This is a genomic window from Bradyrhizobium sp. CW1 (assembly GCF_023100665.1).
In the GTDB taxonomy this organism is placed as follows: domain Bacteria; phylum Pseudomonadota; class Alphaproteobacteria; order Rhizobiales; family Xanthobacteraceae; genus Bradyrhizobium; species Bradyrhizobium canariense_D.
Genome location: NZ_CP064684.1, coordinates 172,794 through 186,313 on the forward strand (window position 1 = coordinate 172,794; position 13,520 = coordinate 186,313).

Annotated in this window: 11 protein-coding genes; all 11 read left to right on the plus strand. The window is 63.8% G+C overall.

Annotated elements, in window-relative coordinates; all coding sequences use genetic code 11:
• Positions 1–4 precede the first annotated feature (4 nt).
• The 11 genes from IVB54_RS00850 to lpdA all read left to right on the plus strand — a co-directional run bounded on the left by IVB54_RS00850 (position 5) and on the right by lpdA (position 13,518).
• A complete protein-coding gene (locus IVB54_RS00850; protein ID WP_026233885.1) occupies positions 5–640 on the plus strand; it encodes an arylesterase in 636 nt (211 codons plus the stop codon).
• A gap of 174 nt (positions 641–814) precedes the next feature.
• The gene (gene thpR / locus IVB54_RS00855; protein ID WP_007598862.1) at positions 815–1,351 is read left to right on the plus strand and encodes an RNA 2',3'-cyclic phosphodiesterase; all 537 of its coding nucleotides are present in this window, start codon (positions 815–817) and stop codon (positions 1,349–1,351) included.
• A 217-nt stretch (positions 1,352–1,568) separates the two neighbouring features.
• Complete coding sequence (zapE, locus tag IVB54_RS00860) at positions 1,569–2,753, plus strand: cell division protein ZapE (RefSeq protein ID WP_085348694.1); 1,185 nt, start codon at positions 1,569–1,571, stop codon at positions 2,751–2,753.
• A gap of 183 nt (positions 2,754–2,936) precedes the next feature.
• Positions 2,937–3,905: a malate dehydrogenase gene (gene mdh / locus IVB54_RS00865; protein WP_007598869.1), complete on the plus strand. Its 969-nt coding sequence runs from the start codon at positions 2,937–2,939 to the stop codon at positions 3,903–3,905.
• Positions 3,906–4,125: 220 nt separating this feature from the next.
• A complete protein-coding gene (gene sucC / locus IVB54_RS00870; protein WP_247777027.1) occupies positions 4,126–5,322 on the plus strand; it encodes an ADP-forming succinate--CoA ligase subunit beta in 1,197 nt (398 codons plus the stop codon).
• A 4-nt stretch (positions 5,323–5,326) separates the two neighbouring features.
• A complete protein-coding gene (locus IVB54_RS00875; protein ID WP_007604324.1) occupies positions 5,327–5,806 on the plus strand; it encodes a DUF1579 family protein in 480 nt (159 codons plus the stop codon).
• A 34-nt stretch (positions 5,807–5,840) separates the two neighbouring features.
• Complete coding sequence (sucD, locus tag IVB54_RS00880; RefSeq protein WP_018459831.1) at positions 5,841–6,725, plus strand: succinate--CoA ligase subunit alpha; 885 nt, start codon at positions 5,841–5,843, stop codon at positions 6,723–6,725.
• A 137-nt stretch (positions 6,726–6,862) separates the two neighbouring features.
• Positions 6,863–9,832, plus strand: a complete 2,970-nt coding sequence (locus tag IVB54_RS00885) for a 2-oxoglutarate dehydrogenase E1 component (RefSeq protein WP_018459832.1) — start codon at positions 6,863–6,865, stop codon at positions 9,830–9,832.
• 179 nt (positions 9,833–10,011) lie between these two features.
• Complete coding sequence (gene odhB, locus IVB54_RS00890) at positions 10,012–11,247, plus strand: 2-oxoglutarate dehydrogenase complex dihydrolipoyllysine-residue succinyltransferase (RefSeq protein ID WP_026233886.1); 1,236 nt, start codon at positions 10,012–10,014, stop codon at positions 11,245–11,247.
• Between the two features lie 64 nt (positions 11,248–11,311).
• The gene (locus IVB54_RS00895; protein ID WP_026233887.1) at positions 11,312–12,061 is read left to right on the plus strand and encodes an SDR family oxidoreductase; all 750 of its coding nucleotides are present in this window, start codon (positions 11,312–11,314) and stop codon (positions 12,059–12,061) included.
• 56 nt (positions 12,062–12,117) lie between these two features.
• Positions 12,118–13,518, plus strand: a complete 1,401-nt coding sequence (gene lpdA / locus IVB54_RS00900; RefSeq protein ID WP_018459835.1) for a dihydrolipoyl dehydrogenase — start codon at positions 12,118–12,120, stop codon at positions 13,516–13,518.
• The last annotated feature ends 2 nt before the right edge of the window (positions 13,519–13,520 follow it).

The following is a 13,520-nucleotide window of genomic DNA, read 5'->3' on the forward strand; positions in this document are numbered from 1 at the left end:
GTTCATGCACATAGCCGTGTTGATGTTCGCTTTGATGACCGTCGCAAATCCGGCATGGGCTGAGGCGGCGAAACCGATCAAGCTGGTGGTTCTCGGCGATTCCCTGAGCGCGGGTCTTGGCCTCCCGGCCCAGGAAGCGTTCCCCACAAAGCTTCAAAAAGCTTTACAAGACAAAGGCATAGAGGTCGGCATGACCAATGCCGGGGTATCCGGCGACACCTCCTCGGGGGGCCGTGACCGGCTCGACTGGTCGGTCCCTGACGGAACCGACGGTGTGATCATCGAGCTCGGCGCCAATGATGCGTTGCGCGGCATCGATCCCGATTTGACCCGCACCGCGCTGACCGAGATCGTCCAGCGCCTCAAGGCGCGCAAGATCGCGGTGATGCTGTGCGGCATGCTGGCGCCGCCGAATTACGGCGCGGATTATGCTGCGCGCTTCAATTCGATTTATCCGGATCTGGCGAAAAAATTCGGCGTGCCGCTCTATCCGTTTTTTCTCGATGGTGTCGCGGCCGATGCCAAGCTCAACCAGGCCGACGGCATTCATCCGACCGCGGCCGGCGTCGATATCATCGTCAAGAATATCTTGCCTACGGTTGAGGCATTCCTTGGCACCATCGCTGAGCAACGGCGTTGAAAACCAGGCAGCGCTAACCGTAATTCCCAGGGTTTTACCGGAGTAAGGCGCGCGATGCTTCGCAGGGTCACACAACTGCGATAGGAATTAGGGTACCGGTGATTCGTCGCCGGCTCTAAAATTTGGATATGATCTTGCCCTGGGATCATGCCCAAGCATCGGGAGTGCGAAACGATGCCGCGTTTGTTCACTGGTCTGGAAATTCCGGCCGAGATTGGCCAGTCGCTTTCCAATTTGCGGGGCGGCCTTCCCGGCGCCCGCTGGATCGATCCCGAAAATTACCATGTCACCCTGCGCTTCATCGGCAATATCGATGGCATGTCCGCCAACGAAATCGCCTCGATGCTGTTTCGCGTCGACCGTAAGCCGTTCGAGGTGAAGGTGCAGGGTTTGCAGAGTTTCGGCGGACGCAAGCCGCGCGCGGTGGTCGCCACCATCGTGCCGAGCAAGCCGCTGATGGAATTGCAGGCCGAGCTCGAGCGCCTGATGCAGCGGATCGGCCTCGACCCGGAAGGCCGCAAGTTCATCCCGCATGTCACGCTGGCCCGGCTGCACGACGCCACCGACCGTGACGTCGCCGATTATCTCTCGCTGCGTGGCTATTTTCCCAGCAAGGCATTCACGGCCGAACGTTTTGTTTTGTTCTCGTCCCGCGCCTCAACCGGCGGCGGCCCGTATGTGGTCGAGGACGCCTACGAGCTGTGTGAGTAGCGAAGCTCTCGTGCCCCGGACGCTGCGCAGCGCGAAGCGGTGCGCTGCAGAGCCGGGGCCCATTACGCGGCGATAGACGAACGGTCCTGTACGAAACAGTCGGTCCCGGCTCTGCGCAGCGTCACTGCGTGCCGCAGCGCGTCCGGGACACGGAATGCATGGCGCCCCGCCCCAATTCACGGCTTGCAATTTCCGCTCATCTCTGGCGGTAAAGAGCATGCTCTCGACCCCCAGTTCCTCATTCCGCGAGGCCTATCAGGCCCAGATCGCGTCCGGCGCGATCGAGCCCGACGCTGCGCAGGCTGAAATCGCCGACGCCTATGCCGCGCTCGACCAGCGGCTCGCCGATTACAAGCCGCCGCGCAAGCAGGGCCTGCTCAGCCGCCTGTTCAGCAGCGACAAGGACGAGGCGCCGCACGGGCTCTACGTCCATGGCGAGGTCGGCCGCGGCAAGACCATGCTGATGGATCTGTTCTTCCAGCACTCGACAGTCGAGCACAAGAGGCGCGCCCATTTCCACGAATTCATGGCCGAGGTGCACGAGCGCATCTACGATTATCGCCAGGGCATCGCGCGCGGCGAGATTGGCGACGGCGACGTCATCGCGCTGACCGCGCATGCGATTTTCGAGGAGAGCTGGCTGCTCTGTTTCGACGAATTCCACGTCACCGACATCGCGGACGCGATGATCTTGGGCCGCCTGTTCGCAAAGCTGCTGGAGCTCGGCACCGTGGTGGTCGCGACCTCCAACGTCGCGCCTGACGACCTCTACAAGGGCGGCCTGAACCGTTCGCTGTTTCTGCCCTTCATCAGGCAGATCACCGACCACATGGACGTGCTGCGGCTCGACGCGCGCACCGACTTCCGGCTGGAAAAACTTCAGGGCGTACCGATGTGGCTGACGCCGGCAGACACCGAGGCGGACGCCGCGCTCGACCGCGCCTGGTCGAAGATGTCAGGCGGCGCCAAATGCAAGTCGCGCGATATTTCGATCAAGGGCCGCATCCTGCACGTGCCGTGCTCGGCCCACGGCGTGGCGCGCTTCACGTTCGCCGATCTCTGCGACAAGCCGCTCGGGGCATCCGACTATCTCAGGCTGGCGCACGACTATCACACCATCCTGGTCGACCATATTCCAGTGATGGATTTCTCCCAGCGCAACGCCGCCAAGCGTTTCATTACGTTGATCGACACGCTGTATGACAATGCCGTGAAGCTGATGGCCTCCGCCGATGCCAACCCGATCTCGCTCTATCTTGCCAATGAGGGCAACGAGGCCAACGAGTTCAAGCGCACCGCGTCGCGCCTGATCGAAATGAGCTCGGAATCCTATCTGGCGCTGCCTCACGGCCGCAAGGATTCCACCGCCAGCGGCTCGACCAAGGGCTTGGTCGAGACTTAAGTCCTATTTGCCAGCGCTGTCATTCCGGACTCGGCGCTTCCCCAAGCCCCGGAATGACAAGGTTGCGCTTGAATACGCGGCAAGCCCGACAATTGGGCAACCCGTGACTTGAACGGGGGAGGCGAAAGGGATAACCACCCGTCTCAGTTTTCCCCTCCTTACGTGTCTAAAGGACAGGCTCACATGGCGCGCGACAAGATTGCTTTGATTGGCTCCGGTCAGATCGGCGGAACGCTGGCTCATCTCATCGGCCTGAAAGAGCTGGGCGACGTGGTGATGTTCGACATCGCCGAGGGCGTGCCGCAGGGCAAGGCGCTCGACATCGCGCAGTCCTCGCCGGTCGACGGCTTTGACGCGCACTACACCGGCGCGAACTCCTACGAGGCGCTCGACAACGCAAAGGTCTGCATCGTCACCGCCGGCGTGCCGCGCAAGCCCGGCATGAGCCGCGACGACCTCCTCTCCATCAACCTCAAGGTCATGGAACAGGTCGGCGCCGGCATCAAGAAGTACGCTCCCGACGCCTTCGTCATCTGCATCACCAACCCGCTCGACGCGATGGTCTGGGCCCTGCAGAAGGCCAGCGGCCTGCCGCACAAGAAGGTCGTCGGCATGGCCGGCGTGCTGGATTCGTCGCGCTTCCGCTACTTCCTGGCCGACGAGTTCAACGTTTCGGTCGAAGACGTCACCGCCTTCGTGCTGGGCGGCCATGGCGACACCATGGTGCCGCTGGTAAAATACTCCACCGTCGCCGGCATCCCGTTGCCCGATCTCGTCAAGATGGGCTGGACCTCGCAGGCGCGCCTCGACGAGATCGTCGACCGCACCCGCAACGGCGGCGCCGAGATCGTCAATCTGCTCAAGACCGGCTCGGCCTTCTATGCTCCGGCGGCTTCCGCGATCGCGATGGCCGAGAGCTATCTGCGTGACAAGAAGCGCGTGCTGGCCTCGGCCGCCTACCTGAACGGCGAATACGGCGTGAAGGACATGTATGTCGGCGTGCCCGTCGTGATCGGCTCCAAGGGCGTCGAGCGCGTCGTCGAGATCGAGCTCGTCGGCAAGGACCGCGAAGCCTTCGACAAGTCGGTCGGCGCAGTGCAGGGTCTGGTTGACGCCTGCAAGAAGATCGCGCCCGATCTTCTGGGCCGCTAAACCCAACATTCCCCGCCGAAGATCGAAAAACCGGTCTTCGGCGGTTTCACTTCCGGGCCCCCGCTGCAACTCTTGTAGAGGACGGGGCGGGCTCCGGATCGGCAGTCCAGAGATCGATGTCAGAGAATCCGGGTTGCAGTTCCTGTGGTATATGGTATGCCAGCCACAAGACTGAGGTGGGCCTACGAGGTCACCGCCCGCGGGTTCAGGGAGCGACTAAATGAATATCCATGAATATCAGGCCAAAGCGCTGCTGAACGAGTTCGGTGTCGCGATCTCGAAGGGCGTTCCGGTCCTGAAGGCAACCGATGCGGACGCGGCGGCAAAGGCACTCCCGGGCCCGGTCTGGGTCGTGAAGAGCCAGATCCACGCCGGCGGCCGCGGCAAGGGCAAGTTCAAGGAAGCGTCGGCCGGCGACAAGGGCGGCGTCCGCATCGCCAAGTCGGCCGCGGAAGTTTCCGAATTCGCCAAGCAGATGCTCGGCGCAACGCTCGTCACCATCCAGACCGGACCCGCCGGCAAGCAGGTCAACCGCCTCTACATCGAGGACGGCTCAGACATCGACAAGGAATTCTACCTCTCGATCCTGGTCGACCGCGAGACCTCCCGCGTCTCCTTCGTGGTGTCGACTGAGGGCGGCGTCAACATCGAGGACGTCGCGCACAACACGCCTGAGAAGATCGTGACCTTCTCGATCGATCCCGCGACCGGCATCATGGGCCATCACGGCCGCACCGTCGCGAACGCGCTGAAACTCTCCGGCGATCTCGCCAAGCAGGCCGAGAAGCTCACCGCGCAGCTCTACGCGGCCTTCGTCGCGAAGGACATGTCGATGCTGGAGATCAACCCGCTCGTCGTGACCAAGCAGGGCCAGCTCCGCGTGCTCGACGCCAAGGTGTCGTTCGACGACAACGCCCTGTTTCGTCACCCCGAGGTGCTCGCGCTGCGCGACGAGACCGAGGAAGACGCCAAGGAAATCGAGGCGTCCAAATACGACCTCAACTACGTCACCCTCGACGGCAATATCGGCTGCATGGTCAACGGCGCCGGTCTCGCGATGGCGACGATGGACATCATCAAGCTCTACGGCATGGCGCCGGCGAACTTCCTCGACGTCGGCGGCAGCGCCAGCAAGGAAAAGGTCGCGGCCGCCTTCAAGATCATCACCGCGGATCCCAACGTGAAGGGCATCCTGGTCAACATCTTCGGTGGCATCATGAAGTGCGACGTGATCGCCGAGGGCGTCACGGCCGCCGTGCGTGAAGTCGGCCTCAGCGTGCCGCTGGTGGTTCGCCTCGAAGGCACCAATGTCGAGCTGGGCAAAAAGATCATTCGTGAATCCGGCCTGAACGTGGTGCCGGCCGACAATCTCGACGACGCCGCGCAGAAGATCGTGAAGGCCGTCAAGGGAGCCTGAGGCCATGACTCAGGACCATCTCGCTGCATCATCCCCGCTGCCGGAGCACGCGCGTCTTGCCGCGTTCGCCGGTGAATGGAATGGCGAAGAGGTGGTCTTTCCGTCGCGCTGGACGGAGGGTGGAACGGCGACTTCTCGCGTCGTGGCCCACATGGATCTCAATGGCTTCTATCTGATCCAGGACTCGGTCCAGACCCGCGACGGCAAGCAGAGCTTCGCCACCCACGGCATCTTCACCTTCGACCGCGAAGACCGGACCTACAAATTGTTCTGGTACGACTCGCTCGGCTACACGCCGCCTTCGCCCGCCTCCGGCGGGTGGGTCGGCAAGACCCTGACGCTGGTGCGCGGCTCGCTCCGCGGCAATGCGCGCCACGTCTATGAAATCATCGACGACGATTCCTATTCGTTGAAGATCCAGTTCTCGCCGGACGCAGAAGGCTGGGCCGACGTGCTCACCGGCGTCTACCGCCGCATCCACTGACCTCTCACTCGTTAGTTTCGCGAAAGCAGACCTCATGTCCATCCTGATCGACAAGAACACCAAGGTCATCTGCCAGGGCTTTACCGGCAAGAACGGCACCTTCCATTCGGAGGCCGCGATTGCCTATGGCACCAAGATGGTCGGCGGCACCTCGCCCGGCAAAGGCGGCGCGACGCATCTGGGGCTGCCGGTGTTCGACACCGTGCGCGAGGCGCGTGAGAAGACCGGTGCCGATGCATCGGTGATCTATGTGCCGCCGCCGGGCGCGGCCGATGCGATCTGCGAAGCCATCGACGCCGAGATCCCGCTGATCGTCTGCATCACGGAAGGTATCCCGGTCATCGACATGGTCAGGGTGAAGCGTTCGCTGGCCGGCTCCAAGTCGCGCCTGATCGGGCCGAACTGCCCGGGCGTCATGACCGCCGGCGAGTGCAAGATCGGCATCATGCCAGCCAACATCTTCAAGACCGGCAGCGTCGGCATCGTCTCCCGCTCCGGCACGCTGACCTACGAAGCCGTGTTCCAGACCACCCAGGAAGGCCTCGGCCAGACCACCGCGGTCGGCATCGGCGGCGACCCGGTCAAGGGAACCGAGTTTATCGACGTGCTGGAAATGCTGCTCGGCGACCCCAAGACCGAGTCGATCATCATGATCGGCGAGATCGGCGGTTCCGCCGAGGAGGACGCCGCCCAGTTCCTCAAGGACGAGGCCAAGCGCGGCCGCAAGAAGCCGATGGTCGGTTTCATCGCCGGTGTCACGGCCCCTCCCGGCCGTCGCATGGGCCACGCCGGTGCGATCATTTCGGGCGGCAAGGGCGACGCCGGTTCCAAGACCGACGCGATGAAATCGGCTGGAATTACAGTGTCGCCATCTCCCGCGCGCCTCGGCCACACGCTTGCCGAAAAATTGAAATCTTGATTCACACCTTCGTAATTTTCGGGGCGAAGTTTCGCAGCAAATAGGGTAAATGGTGCCTGTCGCGCTGGTCCTCTGCCGGGGAGCCCAGCGCCAGCGCCGTTTGTTATGCGCGAACCGAAATCGCCAGGAACTCAAGTATGTCTCGCCAAGACGCGAACGCAGCCTTTGCCCTCTCCTCCTTTTTGCAGGGCACCAACGCCACCTACATCGACGAAATCTACGCCCGCTACGAGAAGGACCCGTCCTCGGTGGATGCCGAGTGGCAGGACTTCTTCAAGAGCCTCAACGACCAGCCGGGTGACATCAGCAAGAACGCCCAAGGCCCGTCCTGGGAGCGCGCCAACTGGCCGCTGACCCCGCAGGATGATCTGACCTCCGCGCTCGACGGCAATTGGGCGGAAGTCGAGAAGACGGTCGGAGCCAAGATCGCTGCCAAGGCGCAGGCCAAGGGTGGCGATAAGAGCGGCGGCCTCTCCTCCGCCGACCTTCTCCAGGCCACCCGCGACTCGGTCCGGGCCCTGATGCTGATCCGGTCCTACCGCATGCGCGGTCACTTCCACGCCAAGCTCGATCCGCTCGGCATCGAAGCCCAGCGCAATCGCGAAGAGCTCGACCCGCGGACCTACGGCTTCAGCGAAGCCGATTTCGACCGCAAGATCTTCCTCGACCATGTGCTCGGTCTCGAATACGCCAGCTTGCGCGAAATCACCGCGATCTGCGAGCGCACCTACTGCCAGACGCTCGGCGTCGAGTTCATGCACATCACCAACGCGGCGCAGAAGGCGTGGATCCAGGAGCGGATCGAGGGGCCGGACAAGGAAATCTCGTTCACCCGCGAAGGTCGCCGTGCCATCCTGATGAAGTTGGTCGAAGCCGAAGGTTTCGAGAAATTCTGCGACACCAAGTTCACCGGCACCAAGCGCTTCGGCCTGGACGGTGCTGAATCGCTGATCCCCGCGCTCGAGCAGATCATCAAGCGCGGCGGCAATCTCGGCGTGAAGGAGGTCGTGCTGGGCATGCCGCACCGCGGCCGCCTCAACGTCCTGACCCAGGTGATGGGCAAGCCGCATCGCGCGCTGTTCCACGAGTTCAAGGGCGGTTCGGCCAATCCTGATGCGGTCGAAGGCTCGGGCGACGTCAAATATCACCTCGGCGCGTCTTCGGATCGCGAGTTCGACGGCAACCGCATCCATCTGTCGCTGACCGCCAACCCCTCGCATCTGGAGATCGTCGATCCCGTGGTGCTCGGAAAAGTCCGCGCCAAGCAGGATCAGCACGGCGATCCGCCGGATATGCGCATCTCGGTGATGCCGCTGCTGATGCACGGTGACGCCGCGTTCGCCGGCCAGGGCGTGGTCGCGGAATGTTTCGGCCTGTCGGACCTGAAGGGCTACCGCACCGGCGGCTCCGTGCACTTCATCGTCAACAACCAGATCGGCTTCACCACCTATCCGCGTTATTCCCGTTCGTCGCCTTACCCGTCCGACGTGGCGAAGATGATCGACGCGCCGATCTTCCACGTCAACGGCGACGATCCGGAAGCCGTCGTGTTCGCGGCCAAGGTTGCGACCGAGTTCCGGCAGAAATTCCACAAGCCCGTCGTCATCGACATGTTCTGCTACCGCAGGCATGGCCATAACGAGGGCGACGAGCCGGCTTTCACCCAGCCGGTGATGTACAAGAAGATCGCGGCCCATCCGTCGACGCTCGAACTCTACGCCCGCCGCCTCATCAGCGAAGGCGTGTTGACCGAGGGCGAGGTCGAGAAGGCCAAGGCCGACTGGCGCGCGCGGCTCGATGCCGAACTCGAAGCCGGCTCCGGCTACAAGCCCAACAAGGCCGATTGGCTCGACGGCAAATGGGCCGGCTTCAAGATCGCCGATCAGGAAGAAGATGCGCGGCGTGGCGTCACCGGCGTCGACATCGCCGCCCTGAAGGACATCGGTCGCAAGATCACCAAGGTGCCGGACGGTTTCCGCGTCCACCGCACGATCCAGCGCTTCCTAGAAAACCGCGCCAAGGCGATCGACGGCGGCACGGGCATCGACTGGGCGACCGGCGAAGCGCTGGCGTTCTGCACGCTGCTCAACGAGAACCACCATGTCCGCCTGTCCGGACAGGATTCGGAGCGCGGCACTTTCTCGCAGCGCCACTCGGTCCTGATCGACCAGGAAGACGAGAGCCGCTACACGCCGTTCAACCATCTCGGTCACGAGCAGGGCCATTACGAGGTCATCAACTCGCTGCTGTCGGAAGAAGCCGTGCTCGGCTTCGAATACGGCTATTCGCTCGCCGAGCCGAACACGCTCACCCTGTGGGAAGCGCAGTTCGGCGACTTCGCCAACGGCGCGCAGGTCGTGTTCGACCAGTTCATCTCCTCGGGTGAGCGCAAATGGCTGCGCATGTCCGGCCTCGTCTGCCTCCTGCCGCACGGCTATGAAGGCCAGGGACCGGAGCACTCCTCGGCGCGTCTGGAGCGCTATCTGCAGATGTGCGCGGAAGACAACATGCAGGTGGTCTATCCGACCACGCCGGCGAACTACTTCCACGTGCTGCGCCGGCAGCTTCATCGCGAGATCCGCAAGCCGCTGATCGTGATGACGCCGAAGTCCCTGCTGCGTCACAAGCGGGCGGTGTCGCGTCTCGAGGAGCTCGCGAAGGGAACGACCTTCCACCGCATCCTCTATGACGACGCCCAGATGCTGCCGAGCGAAGCGATCAAGCTCGTTCCCGACGAGAAGATCCGCCGCATCGTGCTCTGCTCGGGCAAGGTCTATTACGACCTCTACGAGGAGCGCGAGAAGCGCGGCATGGACGACATCTATCTGATGCGCGTCGAGCAGCTCTATCCGGTGCCGCTCAAGGCGCTGGTGGCCGAACTGTCGCGCTTCAAGAAGGCCGAAGTGGTGTGGTGCCAGGAAGAGCCGCGCAACATGGGTGCCTGGCACTTCATCGAGCCCTATCTGGAGTGGGTGCTGAACCAGGTGAACGGTGCGAGCCGGCGTCCGCGTTATGTCGGCCGCGCCGCCTCCGCTGCGACCGCCACGGGTCTGATGTCGAAGCATCAGGCGCAGCTGAAGGCGTTCCTGGACGAAGCATTGAGCTGAGAAGTTTTTACACCTCGTCATGCCCCGCCTTGTGCGCAATTGCGCACCGGGGCGGGGGATCCAGTATTCCGCGCCGCCCGTCTCTATCACGACTGTCACGGCGTACTGGATCGCCCGCATCCGCGGGCGCTGACATCTGCACCTATGTCCGCATTGGCGATCTCCTTAAGGAAAAGACCATGACTGAAATTCGTGTGCCGACCCTCGGCGAATCCGTCACCGAGGCCACCATCGGCCGCTGGTTCAAGAAGGCCGGCGATCCCGTCGCCGTCGACGAGCCCTTGGTGGAGCTCGAGACCGACAAGGTCACCATCGAAGTCCCGGCGCCCTCAGCCGGCACGCTGAGCGAGATCATCGCCGCCGATGGTGCCACCGTCGCCGTCGGCGCGCTGCTCGGCCAGATTACCGAAGGCGCCGCCGGCGCTGCCAAGCCGGCAGCTGCGCCCGCGAAGCCCGCGGCTGCCGCTCCTGCGGCCGCTGCTGCTCCCGCCGCGGCGAAGGCGCCACCGGCCGATGCGCCGCTCGCTCCCTCCGTGCGAAAGCTCTCGGCCGAGACCGGCGTCGATGCCTCGACCGTTCCCGGCTCCGGCAAGGACGGGCGCGTCACCAAGGGCGACATGCTCGCCGCGATCGAGCGTGCGGCCTCGGCGCCGACCCCCGTCAACCAGCCGGCCGCAGCGGTTCAGGTCCGCGCACCGTCGCCGGCCGATGACGCCGCCCGCGAAGAGCGCGTCAAGATGACCCGGCTGCGCCAGACCATCGCGCGCCGCCTCAAGGACGTGCAGAACACCGCCGCGATGCTCACGACCTTCAACGAGGTCGACATGACCAACGTCATGGCGCTGCGTGCCCACTACAAGGATGCGTTCGAGAAGAAGCATGGCTCGAAGCTCGGCTTCATGGGCTTCTTCACCAAGGCCGTCGTCCAGGGGCTGAAGGACATCCCGGCCGTCAACGCCGAGATCGACGGCACCGATCTGATCTACAAGAACTACTATCACATCGGCGTCGCCGTCGGCACCGACAAGGGCCTCGTCGTGCCCGTGGTGCGCGACTGCGACAACAAGTCGATCGCCGACATCGAGAAGGGCATCGCCGATTTCGGCCGCCGCGCCCGCGACGGCCAGCTCAAGATCGACGAGATGCAGGGCGGCACCTTCACCATCACCAATGGCGGCATCTACGGCTCGCTGATGTCGACCCCGATCCTGAACGCGCCGCAGTCCGGCATCCTCGGCATGCACAAGATCCAGGAGCGGCCGATGGTCGTCGGCGGCAAGATCGAGGTCCGCCCGATGATGTATCTGGCGCTGTCCTACGATCACCGCGTCATCGACGGCAAGGAAGCCGTGACCTTCCTTGTCCGCGTCAAGGAGAGCCTGGAAGATCCGGCGCGCCTGGTGCTCGATCTCTGATCGCTGATGCTCTGCGAGCGCCGTCGCCTTTCGCGACGGCGCGTGTCGAACTATGGAGGCGCGCGTGACGGATAAAGTCGTTGTCATCACCGGCGGCAGCCGCGGCATCGGCCGTGCGACCGCAATTGCCGCCGCGGCACGCGGCTTCCGGATCGTTGTCGGCTATGCCAGCAACAAGACGGCCGCCGATGAGGTGGTCGCCGAGATCGCGGCCAGCAACGGCAAGGCCATCGCGGTGAAATGCGACGTCGCCGAGGAAAGCGACATCCTGGCGCTGTTCAAGGCCGCGGACGCGTTCGGCACGCTCGGCGCGCTCGTCAACAATGGCGGTATTGTCGGGACCAGCGGCGTGCGCGTCGACGAGATGTCGGCCGAGCGCATCCAGCGTGTGATGGCGGTCAACGTCACCGGCTCCATCCTCTGCGCGCGCGAAGCCGTGAAGCGGATGTCGACCAGGCATGGCGGCCAGGGCGGCGTCATCGTCAATCTGTCGTCGGTTGCGGCCAAGCTCGGCGCGCCGAACACCTATGTCGACTATGCCGCGTCCAAGGGCGCGATCGATTCCTTCACCATCGGCCTCGGCTATGAGGTTGCCGGCGAGGGCATTCGCGTCGCGGGCATCCGCCCCGGCCTGATCGACACCGAAATCCACGCTGCCGGCGGTGAGCCCGACCGCGCCCATCGCTTGGCCCATATGGTGCCGATGAAGCGCGTCGGTACGGCCGATGAAGTCGCCAATGCCATCGTCTGGCTGATGTCGGACGATGCCTCCTACGTTACCTCAGCCATTCTCGATGTGTCCGGCGGACGCTGACGCGCCGCGCGGACGCTGACACATCCTTCAACGCTAAACTTACGGGACTTTCTCTCATGGCTACCTACGATCTCGTCGTCATCGGCACCGGACCGGGCGGTTATGTCTGCGCGGTGCGTGCAGCGCAGCTCGGCATGAAAGTCGCCGTGGTGGAAAAGAACGCGACGCTCGGCGGCACCTGCCTCAATGTCGGCTGCATGCCGTCGAAGGCGCTGCTGCATGCCTCCGAAATGTTCGAGGAGGCCGGGCATTCCTTCGCCAAGATGGGCGTCAGCGTCTCCGCGCCGAAGCTCGATTTGCCTGCGATGATGAACTTCAAGCAGCAGGGCATCGACGGCAACGTCAAGGGCGTCGAGTTCCTGATGAAGAAGAACAAGATCGACGTGCTCAAGGGCGCCGGCAAGATTCTCGGCACCGGCAAGGTCGAGATCTCCGCCGACGGCAAGTCGCAGGTCGTCGAAACCAAGAGCATCGTGATCGCCACCGGCTCGGACATCGCGCGGCTCAAGGGCATCGAGATCGACGAGACCCGCATCGTGTCGTCGACCGGTGCGCTGTCGCTGGACAAGGTCCCCGGCAAGTTGCTGATCGTCGGCGCCGGCGTGATCGGCCTCGAGCTCGGCTCGGTCTGGCACCGTCTCGGCGCCGAAGTGGTCGTCGTCGAATTCCTCGACCGCATCCTGCCCGGCATGGACGGCGAGATCGCCAAGCAATTCCAGCGCATCCTGGAGAAGCAGGGCTTTGCCTTCAAGCTCAGTGCCAAGGTCACGGGCGTGGACACCTCCGGCAAGACGCTGAAGGCGACGATCGAGCCCGCCGCGGGGGGCGCTGCCGAGACGCTGGAGGCCGACGTCGTTCTCGTCTGTATCGGCCGTGTGCCGTACACGGAGGGGCTCGGCCTGAAGGAAGCCGGTGTTGCACTCGACAATCGCGGCCGCGTGCAGATCGACCCGCATTTCGCCACCAGCGTGAAGGGCGTCTATGCCATCGGCGACGTCGTCGCGGGCCCGATGCTCGCGCACAAGGCCGAGGATGAAGGCGTCGCGGTTGCCGAGATCATCGCCGGGCAGGCCGGCCACGTGAACTACGATGTTATCCCAGGCGTCGTGTATACCACGCCGGAAGTATCCTCCGTCGGCAAGACCGAGGAGGAGCTGAAGCAGGCGGGCGTGGCTTATACGGTCGGAAAGTTTCCCTTTACCGCCAACGGGCGCTCCAAGGTCAACCAGACCACCGACGGCTTTGTGAAGATTCTCGCAGATGCGAAGACCGATCGCGTCCTCGGCGTGCACATTATCGGCCGCGAAGCCGGCGAAATGATCCATGAGGCAGCCGTTCTCATGGAGTTTGGCGGCAGCGCGGAGGATCTCGCGCGCACGTGCCACGCGCACCCGACGCGCTCCGAGGCCATCAAGGAAGCCGCGCTTGCAGTCGGCAAGCGGGCCATCCATATGTAGGT

What these genes read in the sequence shown, in the direction of transcription:
- IVB54_RS00850 (WP_026233885.1), top strand. Translation starts at nt 5, where the DNA reads ATGCACATAGCCGTGTTGATGTTCGCTTTGATGACCGTCGCAAATCCG.
- thpR (WP_007598862.1), top strand. Translation starts at nt 815, where the DNA reads ATGCCGCGTTTGTTCACTGGTCTGGAAATTCCGGCCGAGATTGGCCAG.
- zapE (WP_085348694.1), top strand. Translation starts at nt 1,569, where the DNA reads ATGCTCTCGACCCCCAGTTCCTCATTCCGCGAGGCCTATCAGGCCCAG.
- mdh (WP_007598869.1), top strand. Translation starts at nt 2,937, where the DNA reads ATGGCGCGCGACAAGATTGCTTTGATTGGCTCCGGTCAGATCGGCGGA.
- sucC (WP_247777027.1), top strand. Translation starts at nt 4,126, where the DNA reads ATGAATATCCATGAATATCAGGCCAAAGCGCTGCTGAACGAGTTCGGT.
- IVB54_RS00875 (WP_007604324.1), top strand. Translation starts at nt 5,327, where the DNA reads ATGACTCAGGACCATCTCGCTGCATCATCCCCGCTGCCGGAGCACGCG.
- sucD (WP_018459831.1), top strand. Translation starts at nt 5,841, where the DNA reads ATGTCCATCCTGATCGACAAGAACACCAAGGTCATCTGCCAGGGCTTT.
- IVB54_RS00885 (WP_018459832.1), top strand. Translation starts at nt 6,863, where the DNA reads ATGTCTCGCCAAGACGCGAACGCAGCCTTTGCCCTCTCCTCCTTTTTG.
- odhB (WP_026233886.1), top strand. Translation starts at nt 10,012, where the DNA reads ATGACTGAAATTCGTGTGCCGACCCTCGGCGAATCCGTCACCGAGGCC.
- lpdA (WP_018459835.1), top strand. Translation starts at nt 12,118, where the DNA reads ATGGCTACCTACGATCTCGTCGTCATCGGCACCGGACCGGGCGGTTAT.